Raw genomic sequence first — 15,905 nt, forward strand, 5'->3', positions numbered from 1 at the left:
CTCAGGTCGCTCCGGGCCGCTCAGCAGATGTTGGCAATGAGCTGGAAGGGTGATCAAGAGGCATAAAGAAGGCATCAACGTACCCACGGACAGGACCAAGGAAACCACCCCTGTATCCCTGCGCGTAATTCTTAATCAGTGCAAGCGAGTAATAGAGCGACACCAAGGCCTCGCGAGCAAAAACCCACCACCGCTGCACGGGCGAGAAGTGACGCCTGTGGCTGTTCAGTCGCACAAAATGCGTGTAGTTCCGCCTCCAGTAGTACAACTTTCGCTCCGAAACTGCTCCAGTCTTGTCGTTGTGGAAGATCACAGCGCCTGTGACCAGATAGCAGCCTCCGTGCGCGCCAAGCCGGTAGGTGTACTCCAAATCATCGGCTTGATAAAAGTACTCTCTGATCGGTAAACCGTAAATCTCAATAGCAGCCCGGTTAACCAGCGGACCCACAAATCCGTTGGCGTCAATCCTCACGACAGCATGCTGCATCAGTTCTTGTGCCAGTGGACGATCGACAAGGTCAGCAGTGATCTGCTTGTGATGGAACAGTTGGAGGTCACCGGTATCGTGATGCACGATTTTGGGGCACAGGATGAGTGGTCGATCACCCAATGCCGGGGCGGGGTCAAGGAGCTCTTGGAGGCAGCCCACGGCAGGAATTGCATCGTCATCCATGCACCACACCCAGTCATATCCGTGCTCGTACGCCCAGAGCATCCCGGCATTGAAGCCACCCGCACCACCGATATTCTCGTTTAGATTCAGCAGCGTAACGTCCGGAAACTCATCGCGGATCATCGCCGCCGTTCCGTCCGTACACGCATTATTTACCACGAGGATTTGCTCGACAGACCGGACCTGCGAGCGTAGACCGTCGAGATTCATTCGCAGCATATCTTTACGATTGAAGGTCACGACGACTGCGCAAACCCGCTCACAATCGGCTGTCACGACTCCACCTCGCACACCGTGATTACACCCATACGGCGAGCGCCTATCACCATCACATCAAACTTCATCCATCATCCTTTCGGCACACGCCGACTGCCGACTCCAGCCACATCCTGGCATAGGCGCGGGGCAATCGCAGGGAACGTCCTTCGACGGCGTCACCTCAGCAGTTGATAATACTGTTAGCCAGGTGAATCCGCAGCCACTTGACAGTACGGATATTCCTATCTTCTAAGTGTCGGCCGTGCCTTTCGGTAGAACTACCGCTTACCGTCATCCTCCTGCGCAGCTACGAGGATCATTGTCGGGTTGTGGATATGTCGTTCCTGATGTGAAGCCTGCGCGTCAGCACACGCCCAAACGCCTTGATGATACCGGCAACAAGCCGAAAAAAGACGAGCGGTGCCTCAACGCCTGCCCGGCGGAGTATAAATCGGACTGCTGCTGCGTCGCCTGTGGTGGAAAAGGGTGAGGAGGGAACAAAACGGTTTCGAATGACCCTATCGAGGAGACCCGCCAAATAGCCTACTCGGTTCAAGCGTACAGGAAACTTCAACTGCAGCTGATCGATTACTTCAATATCAGCCTGAACAATGGCTCCAATGGTGATTGAGTTATGGAATCTTTGTGTCGTCGAGTACCATACAAGATGCGGACATACAGAGCGCAGGATCACGCGAGAATGCAGAGCCACGGTGAAAGCGAATAGCTGATCCGTGGAAATCTGCTGACCGGGATCAAATTTAATCTGATGGAGGCGGATAATATCAAAGTCAAAGATGATTTTTTGCATAGGAGCGAACGGGAGACTAGCAGTATCCAAACACGATTTGACATACGGTAAGGCCGCCAGTACCTCGCACTGCTGATCGGTTTGCTGTCCCCAGAGCTTCGGCAGAGATCCTTCAGACCGCCAGTAGGCTGTAGTCATCATGCCAGCCGACCAATCCGACATATATTTCAGTTTACGATGCAGTTGAGGGTCGTCAGCAATAGCGTCATTGGCAAATATGAACAGAAGGTACTTTCCGCGCCCAAGCTCAAGCGCACGGTTCCAGTTCTCGACACGACCAATGTTCGTGTTGTTGGTTTCAATCCTGAGCATGGGCATCGTCGCTTTATACTCCAAAACCAGAGCGACAGAATCGTCCCCTGAAGCATTGTCGATAACTAATACCTCATACTGTTCTGGCAGCAAGTCAATGTTTCGGCAGGAATCAAGTGCCCGTTTCAGGTTCTCGCCACCGTTGTAGTTAGGAATAGCGATGGTTAGCATTGGTCGTTCCACACTGGCTCCTTTCTTCAAGAGCTCCTTCTTCCAATACCAGAAGGGAAGGTGCCGAATCGTCTCCACAAGGTCAACGCTGCTCCGCCTGCCACAGCCACCTCCGATGCTATGGTCGCAAAAATTGCACCGTTGATGCCAAGCATAGGGATAGCAATCAAATTGAGTGCAATGTTGAGCACGGCTCCAACTGCGACAATCCTCAGATAAACCACGTGCGCTCCCCACATATTGATCGGGTTTGCCAGCGCTCCTGCAAGGTATGAGGACAGGATGTTAAACGACAAAATCATCAACACACGCGACGCCTCGGCAAACTGATTCCCGTACACCACGTGAATCACGATGGAGTGCAGCGAGATCACGCCAACGAAGACCACTATGGCCAGAGCCATAGTGGAAGCGGCATATTTCTTCAGAACGTCCGTGCTCCACGGGTTCTGCGCCAGGCGCGGCGAGAAAACCTGATATAGAAGTGTCGTTGGTACGATGGCAAGCACCAGAATGTTGTAGGCAGCCGAATAGATGCCCACGGCTTCGCTGCCCAGGTAGTACTTCAGCATGAGGCTGTCCGCGTTGTAGTAAATGGAAATCATGAAAAAGGACGCGCTGATCGCCACACTTTGCCGAAGAGTAGCGATCAGCGCAGCAGAGGACGTTTTTTCCATAACCGGACGAACGAACTTCCACTGCAAGGCCAATCGTGTGGTCTCAGAAAGGATCAGCGCGACGACGTAGTACATAGGGTTGCCACTTCCACCAACGAGCAAATATGTGGCGACCAGCGTCACCGCGCTTCGACTGATGTTCAGAGCGGCGAGCACGGAAAACTTCTGCCGTGCCTGCAGGAGCCAGTCGAGGTTGAAGGCGGTGTGCAGCAGGGTCACGCCGAAAAGCACCACGACAAGGCGGTCAGTCGGCCAGCCCGCGGCAGCTGCCCACCACAGCAGTCCGGCAAGGAACACTAGGGCCAGCGGAAGGCGCGCCGTCAGCTGCATCGCCACAGCCCGGCCTTCAGGAAATCTGTCCGCCGTGATCTGCCGCAGGAAGTAGGTGTCAAATCCGAAGTTAAGAACAAGGGCAAAGTACCCGATCAGAACACGCGCGTAGTTGATCTGCCCGTACTCGGCCACCGAGGCGTGACGCGCGAGGTACGCCTGCACCAGGAAGCCCAGCAGCATCGAAGCGAGCGTTCCCAGCGCCATCACCGAGAAGTACCTCGCAATGCCATCGCTTTGCAGCTTCTGTATAAGTCGGCTCACAGTTCAAGCCGGGGTGGCAGGCGACCAGCAAAAGCGTTTACTTCTTGCGGAGTTCCCAGCGGGTAAACGGCGTGCGCCGGAATCACACTGACCGATACCGGCTCGTTCCAGGCCAACAGCTGGTTGTACATCGGCGCGATGTACTTCTCACCGCGCTCCAGCCGGGACGGGTCCGCATAGTATGCTTCGTACGCCGCCTGGTAGAGACCAAACGAGGAGAAACCGTACAGGCCGACGCTCGCGTGCGGCGAGATCCGCTGCTTCTCGCGAACTTCCAATACGCGCAGGTGCTCGTCCGTTCGTGCAAAACTCCAACCGTCGCCTTCACCTGGAAAGCAGGGGATCCAGCCGGGCTGAGAAAATTCCTCCGGGCGCACTGCAACGGGATCAATGAAGGTATCGATGTTGTAAACGAGCATTCGGTCGTCGGGCCCGATGTGCTCTCGAGCCGCAAGAACCGTGGTTGCCTGACCATCGGTGACACCATCGATTTCGACGACCTCAACCTCACCAAGATCAAGCCGGGCGGCTGCGCTGCGGACGAATCCACCCACCTTATGCTCGCTCAACGCAATGAACACGAAACGCTCTCCTCTGCGTGCGAATTGGAGAAGGCTTGTCATCGACCAGTCAAAGAGCGTGCGTTCGTGGACACGAATGGCGTACTTTGGCTCCTCGAATCCGGCCTCGCGAAACCGACTTCCACGTCCCGCCATCGTCACGACAACGGTCACAGGTCCGCTGGTCTCAGACACGAGACGGCTCCCCTTCCAGTGACGCTGGCAGCGACTTCACGATGGACGAGTAGATTTGAAGGCCACGCACCAAAAAGGCCTGCTGCGAACGGAAGCGGTCAGCGTGAAGCGGGACCATACTCAGAAACAGCAGGCTCTCAATCAGCCGAATCCGGGTGACCTCCGTGGCAAAGCGGCGATCAAGCCAGCGGTCAAACAACGTCTTGATCGCCTGGTGTCTTGGCCCGTAATGCATTTCCAGGCGTACCTCCCGGCCAGCGACATCAAGGTCGAACAACCCATTTACGAGGAAGTCGTAATCGCCGTGAAGGCTATGAGAAAGCTTGGCGAGGTCGTAGCGGAAGTCGCCGTACACGTCGAACCCGCCGAAATCACCACGAGGATCGATCAGCCTGATGGTGCCATTACGTCGGTCAAACAGGATGTTGCTGAGGCAAAGATCGCCGTGAAGAACGGTGAAACGCGGTGACACATACAGCCCGCAGGCCTGCGCAACATGCGGGAAACTCCTGAGGAAGGCGTCGAGTCCCATCACATCTTCCCCGTTCACTTGGAAGGAAGTACAGAACGATTCAAAGCGGTCGTCGTGCAGAACAGGTGCGAGCCGATCGCGGGTCTTGTTCTCGTACATTTCATGCAGGGCGCCGAGCAACGCCTCAGGATGGTCTGGTTCCAGCGTGTGTTCGTGCGCGTCATCGACGAAGTGGCCGACGGCGCTCAGGATGAGTTCCCATTCGCCCACCGAATAGGCGCCATGCAGATACACGTCATTCAGTGTGGGATAGCCGTAATACTCCATCTCGACAAACGGTTCTTCCGGGTCGAGGCTATGGTCGAAAATTCTGGGAGAGTAATGCTGCAGGCTCTGCGGAACACGCATGTACCAGGCGATCTCGTTGCGGAGCTTGGCCTTGTGGCGGCTGCGCTTGAGCAGCGTGCCACGCTTCGCATCGATGGTGACCGTATTGAACTCACGGGCTCCACTCGACAGAGCGCGTCGGGTCGCGTAGTACGTATCCAGGTGACCAAAGTCGTACCACGTCGCAACCTCCTCGTATCTCACGACGACGCCCTCGTCACATCGTGCGTCAAGGTAGGACTGCAACGCCAAGTAGAACGGGTCGATATCATCGTCTGCGCGCGCGACCGCGTCACGCAGCCGGATTGCAAAATCTCCAGAACGGGCAATCTCAAAGACACCGACGAACACGTTTCGCGAGGTGGCGTCCTCCTTCTCATGCAGTTTCTCAGTCAGCCCGACAAGGCGACCGTCCTCGACATCAAAGGTCGTCCAGCGGTAGACCTCTTCCTTACGGGCATAGACGACACAGTCGCACCAGGCGAGTTCTCGCTGAACAAGCGTGTCACCAAAGTTCAGCACCAGGTGCTTTTCTAGGCCGTCCGTATGGTCCAGCGCGCGCAATACTGTCTCGGCGAGGCTCGCAGAACCAGTCGCCTCGATCACAGCGAGTTTTGGATCACGCCTTCGCGCCGCCAGCTCATACAGGCTCTGCGACTCCTCGCCTGCGATCACCAGGACGTCCATTGCGAGCTTGCCATAGGCATCGAGAATGTACGATAGGGCAGGCCGGTTGTTGATCGGAATCATCGCAGACGGCAAACGGCCAAACTCTGCCTGCAGCTCGATGGGAATGACCTGTGCAGTAGGAATGACGAGAAGCGGGTTGGTCACAGACTATTCGTCCTTACCAACGATCTTTAGAATTTCTTCGTAGCTCTTGCCGAGAAATTCGTCTGGACGGATCGCCTTGTCATCCACGTAAAAGCCACCTTTACCGGGCCATGGCTTGCCGAAGAACAACTCGTCGTACGGAACCTCGTGCTTGTCCAGCCAGTGAATCAGCTGTTTGGCCGTCCGGGCCATGATGAGGCCCATATTGCCCTGGTGCGTTTTCATGTTTCGTGCAGTGTATAGAATGACGTAAAACCCCATACTGCGGTATTCAGCCAGCTTTTCTATGATTTCCGGGTACGGCTTCAGGTCATCATAAGTCTCGTCCCGCCTTCGGATGGGGCACAAAGTACCATCAATATCCAGGACAATGCTGCGTTCCATGTTAATCATAACGCTCTATCTTAGCGTCCCTCGGCGAAAAATGAGGCCAACTTCCATGAATACGCACGGGGTTTGACGCTCTGTCCGTGTCTCCGGCAAAACGGCGTGCCAAAGGCCGCCTTATACTGCCTGTCGTGTCCCACTCCGTGCCGACTCATCCGCCACGCCGCGTTGCATGGCTGCTTGCGCTCATACCAGTCTTTCCTATTCTGCATATCGTAGCGCTGGCCGTGGTTGGGTTGCTGCGTGAACTGAGTTTGTCAGTGCGCTGGATGCTGGGCGGATTTGTCGCAACACAAATTATTGCAGCGTGCCTCACGCCGTCTCCCCTGCTGTCTCTGCTGCTGGCTGCTGCCCGCTCGTTGCTGGTGCTCTCGATGATCGCGGCTGGAATCTACCTTCGTGAAAGTCGCCGCCTGCGGCCCCTGGTCTGGGGGCATCTGGTGGTATTCGCCACCGCCTGGATCTTCACGCTGGCGACAGCAGGCACGTCCCTGGGACCGGCCGGTCGCCTCAGTCATCCGCTGTATTACTTTGTCTCGCTGGGCCTGGTGGCTACTGTCTCCCTTTGGATCATCGTGTCCTGGAAAGGAGCCTCGCCCTGGTGGCGCTTTCCAGCAGGCGCTTTGGCACTCGCTACCCTGGCTGCAACGGGAAGTCGTGGCCCAATTCTGGCATTGATCGTGGGCGCCCTCGCGGCAGTGCTGGCGGGAAATCTGCGTTTCCTGCGTTCGTTCGGTCTGGTGATCCTGCTGGGCGTGGTCGCTTTGGGCGTCATTCCGAATTTGCGCACGAACGTTCAGATCGACCGCGTCGTCACCGACACCGGGCTCAGCGGCCGCGAGCGGGTATGGGAAGGAGCCCTGAAGGCGTTCAGGGCTTCCCCGATCGGAGGGCAGGGGCCGTACCAGATTGGTCCCTACCTGGGTTTCCTGTATTCCGACCGCTGTCAGCTCAATCCGGCGCTGGAGAACGCCGGAGTTCGTTGTCCCGATTGGCTCGCGCGGTTTCGGGGGGCCTGGCTGATCGCGCACAACGTGATTCTGCACAGCCTGGCCGAAACCGGGGTGGTCGGAACGCTCGGACTGCTGACGCTGCTCGCGCTGGGCGCGGTGGCCACCTGGCAGTCGCGGGACGGCTTGCTGCTGGCAATCTACTGGGGTTTTATGGCCATGAACATGGTCGACGTGGTCACGGCCATTCCCAGTCCGCATTTTGCGGAGCTGTTCTGGGTGGTGATCGGCATGGCGTTCGTGCAGGCCGGCTGGACCCGTACGCCGGAACGTCAGGCCACAGCGCTCAACGAGGCGTCTCCCCCAGCCGCATGACTGCCTCCTCGGGATCGTGTCCCGCACGGAACGCCTGCCGGGCAGCGGCGATGATGGCGAGCAGCTCCACATGAAAGTGCTCCGGGCGAAAGGTTTCGGCATGCGCCCGCAGGACCGCCGGATCAAAGGGGGCGCGCGCTTCGAACGCCTGCACCGCCTGCAGCAAGCTGTCCTCGGTCTGCTCGTAAAAATGCAGGCCGGTCCGGTTCGCCTGGACCGTCTCGAGCGAGCCGCCGTGACCGTAGGCGATGACCGGTGCGCCTGCCGCCTGAGCTTCCACCGGCGTGATCCCAAAATCCTCGTCGGCGGCGAACACGAAGGCCTTGCAGCGCGACATCAGGTCAGCCGCGACCGGGTCCTCCTGACGACCGAGGAACGTGACATTCGGGCCGGCGAGCGCCTCCAGCCGGCCGCGCTCCGGACCGTCGCCGATCACCACGAGCGGCCGGTCAAGCCTGCCGAAAGTCCGCACGATCAGGTCGATTTTCTTGTAAGGCACCAGACGCGACATCGTGAGGTAGAAGTCCTCACGGCGCCGGGTGGGATCGAAGCGGGCCACATCGACGGGAGGGTACAGCACGTGGGCCCGGCGGCGGTAGGCGCGCCAGATGCGCCGTGCGACGTAGTGCGAATTGGCCAGGAATACGTCTACCCGGTTGGCACTCACGGTGTCCCACAGGCGCAGGTAGTGCAGCGCCACGCGGGCGGCGGCTCCTTTCACCCCACGGTCAAGGCCAGCTTCACGCAGGTACTGGTCCTGGAGGTCCCAGGCATAGCGAATGGGCGTGTGCACGTAGCTGACGTGGAGCTGGCCCGCGCCGACGCGCACGCCTTTGGCCACGGCGTGGCTGCTCGACAGGATCAGGTCGTATTCGCTCAGATCGAACTGCTCGACCGCCAGGGGCATCAGGGGCAGGTACGTCTGGTACTTCTGCGCCCCTCTCGGCAGGCGCTGAACAAAGGACGTGCGAATGTCACGCCCGTGAAAGGCCGTGCCGCGGAAGTTTTCCGGCTGATGCACCAGGGTATAGATCGGCGCGTCGGGCACCAGGTGCAGCAGACCCTCGACTACCTTTTCCGAGCCGGCATGGTTGGTCAGCCAGTCATGAACGATTGCAGTTTTCATCGGTCCTTTCCATCGGCGCCGGATCTCAGGGCGCCTGCATCAGGTGCAGCTGCACGATGTTGGCCGTGCGGTCCCAACTGAAGTGCTGCGCGCGTCTGAGGCCACGCTCGCGCAGGGCGGCACGCAGGGCGGCGTCGCCGAGCACCCGATCGAGGGCGTGGGTCAGGTCGTCGGTATTCCGGGGATCGAAGGTCAGCGCCGCATCGCCGACCACTTCCGGCAGGGACGTGGCGTGACTCGTCACGACGGGCGTTCCACACGCCATGGCCTCCAGGGGAGGTAGGCCGAAGCCTTCATACAGCGAGGGCATGACAAGGGCGAGTGCACCCCGGTAGTACCGCGCGAGGGCCTGGTCACACAGGGAACCGGCGAACTGCACGTCACCGCGCAGTCTGAGGCGCGCGAGGTGGGCCTCGGTCTCGGCGTCGGCGTCACCGGTCAGGACGAGGGTCACGTCACGGGCATAGCGGTGGGCGAAGGCTTCGAGCAGCCGTGGGATATTCTTGTGCGGCTTGCGGTTCCCGACATAAAGGACATACGGACGGTCTTGCCGGTGCTTGGCGCCGTGAGGCGACAGTGCCCGCGAAACGCCGTTGTGCACGTTGACCACCTGATGCTCTGGCACGCCGGCCCAGGTGATGATCTCACGGCGCGAAAACTCCGATACGGTAAACACCCGACTGGCCATGCGCACGGCCGGCCGAACGACACGCTGGTAGTAAAGGCGTTTCGTGCGCGTACTCTCGGCGGGAACCCGCAGATGAATCAGGTCATGGATGGTGAAGAAGAAGTGCCTGCGCCGTGTCAGCGGAGCATTGAACCCTGGCGAGAAAAACGCAAGCCGGGGACGGCGCCACAAGGCGCGTTCGAGGTCGAGCAGGCCGCCTGGGCTGAGGGGATCACGGCCCACCAGGTCCTCGGTGTTCAGACGGACCCGCAGTTCGGAAGCGAAGCGCCCGATGCCGTGCTGCCCGATCCAGCGGCTGTCGAAGAGCACGCTGGGCGCTGGACTGCTCATGAACGCGCTTTCGGTGCCGTGTGCGCCTGACGTGCGGGAAAGCGGAGCCATCCCGTCAGGCGTCCCCGGGCGACGCTGAGGTAAAAGAAGCTCTGTGAAAAATCACGTTTCACGGCGCTGATCGCCGCGCCCCCCAGCGAGCGAAGGATGAAATGAGCCAGCACCGTCACCGGAAAGCCGTGCTTGCGCAGGACGTAACCCAGTCCCGCGCCATAGCGGTACGCCCGGCGGAGGCTGTCCGCGTTGTAAGCGGGCACCGAAGCGGCGTGCAGAATCAGCACCTCCCGAACGAAGTACAGTTCGGCGTCGAGTTTCAGCAGCCGCAGGAACAGGTCGTCGATTTCGTGCGCGCCAAAAATGGACGGTGCACCCGGCCCGATCGCTTCGTCAAAACCGCCGACCTTGTCAAACAGATTCCGCCGCACAAAGGCAGCCGACTCGACGGTGGTGGTCCACACGTTGCCGCGCGTAATCCGGCAGGAATTCCTTTCCCAGCGCCCCACGGAGGGCTCGCCGGTTTCGTCGACGATCAGGCCGCTGATCGCTCCGGCGCGGCCCGAACTGAACTTCGTGACCACCCGGTGAATGACGTCCGGCGGGTAATGGCAGTCGTCATCCGGAAAGCCGACGATATCGCCTCCTGCCTGCCGGAAACCCAGGTTGCGGGCGAAATTGACGCCGTACGGTGGGCTTTTCACCACCCGGATGTTCAGATTCTCTGCGAAGCCCGCCACCAGCCGGTCGATTCGGTCATCGGCGTTCTGGTCGACCAAGATCACTTCATGGGGGGCCACGGTCTGCATCGTCAGTGAGCGCAGCAGACGTTCCACCTCGGCCGTGCGGTGAAGGGTCGCCACCACCAGGGACACCTTCATGCCCGGCCTTCCCGGCCTTTTCCAACAAGCGAAGGCACGCTCCAGCCTTTCCAGGGTCCGGGCTCGACGGTTTTGCCGCGCTGCCGCCGCAAGCCGTGCCAGACGGCAGTCATGGTGATCTGCAAGCCTGGCCAGTCCTGATTTTTGAGGCAGAGACCCGTAAATTTCACCAGCAGCTTGAAAGCCCGGGCGACCGTGACGCTTTTCGGCGCATACCGCTGATCGATTTCAATCAGGTTTCTGATTTCGTAGTAGCTCTTCCAGGTCAGCGTGGCCTGGGCCTGGTGGTCAAAAGCACGCTGCATTCGCGCCTCCGCAGCGTACGCAATTCTGATGCCCGACAGATGACATTGGATGGCGAAGTTCAGATCGTCACAAAGGATAAAAAAACTCTCGTCGGGCAAGCCGGTGCGCAAAAAGACCTCTTTGCGAATCAAGGGTCCCTCGAAGGGAATGGTGATGATCTCGCGGACAGCGCCCTTCCGTACACCCCTACGTGGCCTGGTCGGGTGTCGCAGCGGATTGGAGAAGTTGAAGGCTTCCTCGGTCGGAAATTCGGTGCCGTCGAGTTGAATGCGAGCCGGCTGCACCACGAGGTAGCCTGTGGCCGCCACGTCCAGCAGGTGTTGGAGGCAGTCGGGCGCCGCAATGATGTCGTCGTCCATCAGCCAGAGAGACTCGACTGGCAGTGCGCTGGCGTACAGCACTCCAGCCTTGAAGCCTCCCGCACCGCCCAGGTTGGCACCGGTGTTGATGATGTGAAGACGGGAATCGGTTTTGGCGGCCGCGTCCAGAAACTCGGTGGTGCCGTCCGAGCTGCCGTTGTTCACGATCACGATGTGATCCAGCGGCACACTTTGACAGGACAGTGCGCTCAGGGCCCGCTTGAGCGTTTCGATGCGGTTGTAGGTGACCATGACGGCCGCGACGTTCACCCTACCGTTATAGCGGCTTCGCGAACCAGACGTCACCAACGGCCTTGCCTTCAGCCGAATCTGCCGGTCCTGCTCAGGGGCAGCAGGCCGGCACGCGCCAGGTACAGCAGCATGGCCACGGCGGCAAAACCTTCCGAAACCACCACGGCGCCGGACATCCCGGTCAGGCCGAAGGCACGAACGAGCAGCACCGCCAGCGCGATGTTGAGCACCCCAGCCGAAATGATGATGCCGTTGAAGACCCGGTCGAGCCCCAGCGGCAGCATCCACTGCAACCCGAGGACGTTGCTCACCGCCACGAACGGAATCGACAGGCTCAGAATGCGCAGCGCGTTCACGCTGCGCTCGTAGCCTGGACCGAAGACCACCGGAACGATCAGCGGGGCCAGCATGAACGCGAGGCCGGCACCGAGGCAGCCGACTGCTGTCATCAACATCAGGCTGCGGGCGGTCAGGTGCCGTGCCCGCGGGCGGTCGCTTTGAATCAGGTGCGTCACCCGCGGAAAGAGCAGCTGCGAAACGGGTTGCAACAGGCTTTTGCCCGCGTTGGCCAGTCGTTCGGCATTCACGAAGTTGGCCACGCTGGCCGCCGGCAGGAACAGGCGCAGCACAAACGCATTGGCGCTGGTGTAAAGTGCCACGCCACCACGGAACACGAACAGCGTCCAGCCTGCCCGGAGTGCGCCGAGCGCTTCCGGCCAGCGTGGCAGGCGCAAAGGCACCTCCCGGTACATCCGGCCTGTGTTCCAAGCCACCGCCAGCAGCGAACATACCGCCTGCAGCGCCAGCACCCGGTAGGCATCCTGAGGACCGTGCACGAAGACGAACACCCCGGCGACCGCCAGCCCTCTGGCTGCCATGTCAAGCGCTGCCGCACGCTGCACACGCTCGACGCCCTGAAAGTACCAGAAGGGACTGAAGCCTTGTGCGGCGGCAAAGGCCACTCCGCACCAGTAGACGGCGGGCGTTTCCCGCACCACCGGGATGAGCGCGTAGACAATGAGTGCCGCGCCCAGCATCAGCAGCAGCAGGATCGCTTTGGCGCCCTGCACGCCCGCGACGATGCGCGCGAGGCGCCGAGGTTCGTCGCGGTGACGCGCGACGTCACGCGTGGCGGAAAGCTGAAAGCCGTACTCGACCAGCAGCAGCAGCACGAAGCTGAGCGAGGTGATCGCCCCCAGCTGCCCCCAGGCCGCGGGCTGCAGTACCCGGGTGAGGTACGGCAGGGACAGCAACGGAAGAAACAAGGTGGCCAGCTGAATTCCGTACAAGGCGGCGAGGTTGCTGAGAAACTGGCTTCCGGGAAGGGGCGGCAGGCGCATCAGGCTTCCAGTATCCTTCCTGTCGGCCCTGCGGGCGCGCGCTTCAGTACGCGCCCTTGCCTCGCAGCACCACGCGCACCGTCTGCACCAGGATCACGAAATCCAGCCAGGGCGTCCAGTTGGTGATGTAGAAGTTGTCCATCTCGACGCGTTCGTCGTAGGTGGTGTCACTGCGCCCGTTGACCTGCCAGTAGCCGGTCATGCCCGGACGGACCTGGGTAAACAGCTGGTAGATCTCGCCGTAACGGGCAACTTCGGCCTGCACAATCGGGCGGGGACCGACCAGGCTCATCTCACCCAGCATCACGTTGATGAGCTGCGGCAATTCGTCGAGGCTGGTGCGGCGCAGCAGCGCGCCGACCCGCGTGATGCGTGGATCGTCACGCAGTTTGTGCGTCGCTTCGTACTCGTCGCGCAGTTCCGGACGGGCGGCCAGCAGCTCTCCCAGCTTGTCGTCGGCGTCGCTGTGCATCGTGCGGAACTTGTAGCAGTCGAAGATAATTCCACCCCGGCCCAGACGGCGGGCCCGGTAGACCATGGGGCCAGGGCTGTCCAGGCGGATGGCCAGTGCGATCAGCAGCAGTGCGGGAGTCAGGGCGACCAGAATCAGCGTACCCGCGAGAATATCGATAAAACGCTTGACGAAGCGGGAGCGGAAACTGCGCAGGTTGTTGCGGATCTCGAGGCTGGCGTGTGTGCCGATGGTCCGCGGAATCAGGGCCTGGTTGGGCACCCCGAAAAAATCGGGGGTGGCCCAGGTGATGGCGTAGGTGCCGCGCACGGCGTTGATGATGTCACGCTGCACGCTCGCTCGCGCGCCGGGGATACTGATGATGGCGTGCAGGGCGCGTGGCTGCGTTATGGCCTGTTCGAGGTTGCCCACAATCTGTACGCCGTACAGCGTCTGACCGATCAGCTCGGGATTGTCGTCGTACACGGCAACCGGACGCAGGCCGTAGGCGGGATGCTCGATCAGGTGGTGAACGGTCATCGCGCCCGTCTGCCCACCCCCGATAATGCTGACCGGGCGTCCGAACACACCGAGGCGGATCATCACGTGCCGGGCGAGGTAACGCACGGGAAGCGCCAAAAAGAACAGTAACAGCCACAGCAGCCCCAGCCCGATGCGGCTGCGGTCGAAGTCGTGCACGGCGTAGGTGACGGCGAACTGCGCGAACGCGGCCTGAATGGTGCTGATGGTGTGAAAACGCAATTCGATGTGCGGGGCGTGCCCGTAGCCGGGATAAAAGCCCTGATGGGCACGCAGCAGCAGCCAGATCGCCAGCCAGACACCGGCGTAGTCACGGGCCAGCGGTGGATTATCGATGAACGACATCCAGGCGTTGACGAGCAGATAGGTCAGCAGGGCGCTGAAGGCGTCACAGGCGAGGAACACGATGCCTTGCGGCAGGGCCTGCAGCGTACGTGAAAAATCCGCAGGCGAGCGTGACGCTGGCGCGGCTGAAGGACGAACATCGGAGAACTCGCTCATGGCGGTACGCAGGTTGGTTGAGCAGGCCAAGAAGCCGCATCTCCCGCAACGGCAATATGCCCTGCAGGCCAGCTCCCTCCCGCCTCCTTCTAACTTACCAAACGAACGCGGCACAAAACGGAGTTGGACCCCAGCGCCAGATCCAAAAAATGGTGATGGGGTCCAACTCCGTGGCGCCCAGCGAATCCGCCCAGACGCCGGGAACGCCTGTGCACTCAAGCGAAGCGTTCGAGTTCCGGGTGTTCCTTGAGCTGCTTGACGACCTGTTTGATGTCCTGGGTTCTGTCCTTGCGCACGACGAGGGTGACTTCGTGGGTACGCACCACCACCACGTCCTCCAGACCAATCGTGGCAATCAGGTCATCCCCGTTGGTGGTGTACAGAATCGCGCCGCCCGTGTCCAGCCCCACATGCCGACCCACCGAGACGTTGGCGTCCTCACCGCGCAAGAGCCGCTCCAGGGCGTTCCAGTCTCCCAGGTCATCCCAGCCGAACTCCGCCGGAATCACCTGCACGTTGCGCGCGCGCTCCAGAATGGCGTAATCGATGCTGATCTTCTGCAAGGTCGGAAAGACCCGCCGGGCCTGACCGCGTTCGGTCATGGCGCTGCTGAGGGCCGCGTACAGTTCGGGTTCATAAGCTCGGTAGGCGTCCAGAATCGCCTGCACGGTCCAGATGAACATCCCGCTGTTCCAACTGTACAGTCCGCTGCGCAAAAAGCCTTCGGCGGTTTCCCGGTCGGGCTTCTCGGCAAAGCGGGACACGGCGAAGAGGGGCAGTGCGGCGTCTTCCAGTTCGGCTTCGACGCTGGGGCCCCGTTCGATGTACCCGTAGCCGGTCGACGGAAAGGTGGGCGTGATGCCCAGCGTGACCAGGGAACCGTATTTCTCGGCGGCGCTGCGGGCACGGTCGAGGACCCGACCGAAAGCCTGCGGATCCCCGATGCGGTGGTCAGAGGGAAAGACGCCCATCACGCCGTCCGGGTCGATGGCGTTGATGCTGAGGGCGGCATACAGCACGGCGGGAGCGGTATCACGCGCCACGGGCTCGACGATCAGGTTCTCGGTGGGGAGGTCTTCGAGCTGGTCGAGCACTTGTGAGCGGTATTCGCTGCTGGTGACGACGTACAGGGTGTCGTGGCCGTGACCGCTGAGTTGTGAGAGGCGGTCGGCGGTGGCCTGCAACAGGCTGCGCCCGGTTTCGTCGAGGGTCAGGAACTGCTTGGGTTTGGCACGGCGTGACAGCGGCCAGAAGCGTTCTCCGCTGCCGCCGGCCAGAATCACCGGATAAAATGTCTTTTGCATCAATTGCCTCGTTTGGGTCTGCTGGCCCCCGCGCTGTCGAAGGTGCCGAGGTGGGTGAAAGGAGTAACTGACATCCGACCCTGATCAAGCGTGTCAATGTGCGTCATAAGACCTGCAGCAGGTTGTACTGGCAGGGCGAACCGCTGCCGACGGCACCGGGAATTCTGATTTCCGCTC

General features: G+C 60.6%; 14 protein-coding genes. 1 reads left to right on the forward strand and 13 read right to left on the reverse strand.

The window, feature by feature from the left end; genetic code table 11:
- Position 1: 1 nt before the first annotated feature.
- The 6 genes from DEIPE_RS22000 to DEIPE_RS04580 all read right to left on the reverse strand — a co-directional run bounded on the left by DEIPE_RS22000 (position 2) and on the right by DEIPE_RS04580 (position 6,328).
- Entirely contained in the window at positions 2–913 is a 912-nt protein-coding gene (locus tag DEIPE_RS22000; RefSeq protein WP_157448763.1) for a glycosyltransferase, read from the reverse strand.
- Between the two features lie 334 nt (positions 914–1,247).
- Entirely contained in the window at positions 1,248–2,237 is a 990-nt protein-coding gene (locus tag DEIPE_RS04560; RefSeq protein WP_015234807.1) for a glycosyltransferase family 2 protein, read from the reverse strand.
- 14 nt (positions 2,238–2,251) lie between these two features.
- Positions 2,252–3,496, reverse strand: coding sequence for an oligosaccharide flippase family protein (locus DEIPE_RS04565; RefSeq protein WP_041230698.1), 1,245 nt, complete (start codon positions 3,494–3,496; stop codon positions 2,252–2,254).
- The gene (locus DEIPE_RS04570) at positions 3,493–4,251 is read right to left on the reverse strand and encodes a glycosyltransferase family protein (protein ID WP_015234809.1); all 759 of its coding nucleotides are present in this window, start codon (positions 4,249–4,251) and stop codon (positions 3,493–3,495) included. Before DEIPE_RS04570 ends, DEIPE_RS04565 begins: the two co-directional genes overlap by 4 nt.
- The gene (locus tag DEIPE_RS04575) at positions 4,244–5,944 is read right to left on the reverse strand and encodes a phosphotransferase (RefSeq protein ID WP_015234810.1); all 1,701 of its coding nucleotides are present in this window, start codon (positions 5,942–5,944) and stop codon (positions 4,244–4,246) included. The genes DEIPE_RS04570 and DEIPE_RS04575 overlap by 8 nt, the downstream gene beginning before the upstream one ends.
- Before the next feature lie 3 nt (positions 5,945–5,947).
- On the reverse strand, positions 5,948–6,328 hold the full coding sequence (locus DEIPE_RS04580; RefSeq protein WP_217218462.1) for an HAD family hydrolase: 381 nt from the start codon (positions 6,326–6,328) through the stop codon (positions 5,948–5,950).
- 134 nt (positions 6,329–6,462) lie between these two features.
- Here DEIPE_RS04580 and DEIPE_RS04585 point away from each other — a divergent pair, with 134 nt between their 5' ends.
- Complete coding sequence (locus DEIPE_RS04585) at positions 6,463–7,656, forward strand: O-antigen ligase family protein (protein ID WP_245557593.1); 1,194 nt, start codon at positions 6,463–6,465, stop codon at positions 7,654–7,656.
- Here DEIPE_RS04585 and DEIPE_RS04590 read toward each other — a convergent pair.
- From DEIPE_RS04590 to DEIPE_RS04620, 7 genes are all read right to left on the reverse strand, one after another.
- Positions 7,628–8,782: a glycosyltransferase gene (locus DEIPE_RS04590; RefSeq protein ID WP_015234813.1), complete on the reverse strand. Its 1,155-nt coding sequence runs from the start codon at positions 8,780–8,782 to the stop codon at positions 7,628–7,630. The two genes, DEIPE_RS04585 and DEIPE_RS04590, sit on opposite strands and share 29 nt — an antisense overlap.
- A 25-nt stretch (positions 8,783–8,807) precedes the next feature.
- Positions 8,808–9,800 carry a glycosyltransferase family 4 protein gene (locus DEIPE_RS04595; RefSeq protein WP_015234814.1) on the reverse strand — a complete coding sequence of 331 codons (993 nt, stop codon included), beginning with the start codon at positions 9,798–9,800 and terminating at the stop codon, positions 8,808–8,810.
- On the reverse strand, positions 9,797–10,675 hold the full coding sequence (locus tag DEIPE_RS04600; RefSeq protein ID WP_015234815.1) for a glycosyltransferase family 2 protein: 879 nt from the start codon (positions 10,673–10,675) through the stop codon (positions 9,797–9,799). Before DEIPE_RS04600 ends, DEIPE_RS04595 begins: the two co-directional genes overlap by 4 nt.
- The gene (locus DEIPE_RS04605) at positions 10,672–11,610 is read right to left on the reverse strand and encodes a glycosyltransferase (protein ID WP_015234816.1); all 939 of its coding nucleotides are present in this window, start codon (positions 11,608–11,610) and stop codon (positions 10,672–10,674) included. Before DEIPE_RS04605 ends, DEIPE_RS04600 begins: the two co-directional genes overlap by 4 nt.
- Before the next feature lie 50 nt (positions 11,611–11,660).
- Positions 11,661–12,932, reverse strand: coding sequence for an oligosaccharide flippase family protein (locus DEIPE_RS04610; protein WP_015234817.1), 1,272 nt, complete (start codon positions 12,930–12,932; stop codon positions 11,661–11,663).
- A 43-nt stretch (positions 12,933–12,975) separates the two neighbouring features.
- Complete coding sequence (gene wbaP, locus DEIPE_RS04615; RefSeq protein ID WP_157448764.1) at positions 12,976–14,424, reverse strand: undecaprenyl-phosphate galactose phosphotransferase WbaP; 1,449 nt, start codon at positions 14,422–14,424, stop codon at positions 12,976–12,978.
- A 215-nt stretch (positions 14,425–14,639) separates the two neighbouring features.
- On the reverse strand, positions 14,640–15,728 hold the full coding sequence (locus DEIPE_RS04620; protein WP_015234819.1) for a mannose-1-phosphate guanylyltransferase: 1,089 nt from the start codon (positions 15,726–15,728) through the stop codon (positions 14,640–14,642).
- Between the last annotated feature and the right edge of the window lie 177 nt (positions 15,729–15,905).

Origin of the sequence: Deinococcus peraridilitoris DSM 19664 (assembly GCF_000317835.1) — a bacterium.
Taxonomy (GTDB): domain Bacteria; phylum Deinococcota; class Deinococci; order Deinococcales; family Deinococcaceae; genus Deinococcus_A; species Deinococcus_A peraridilitoris.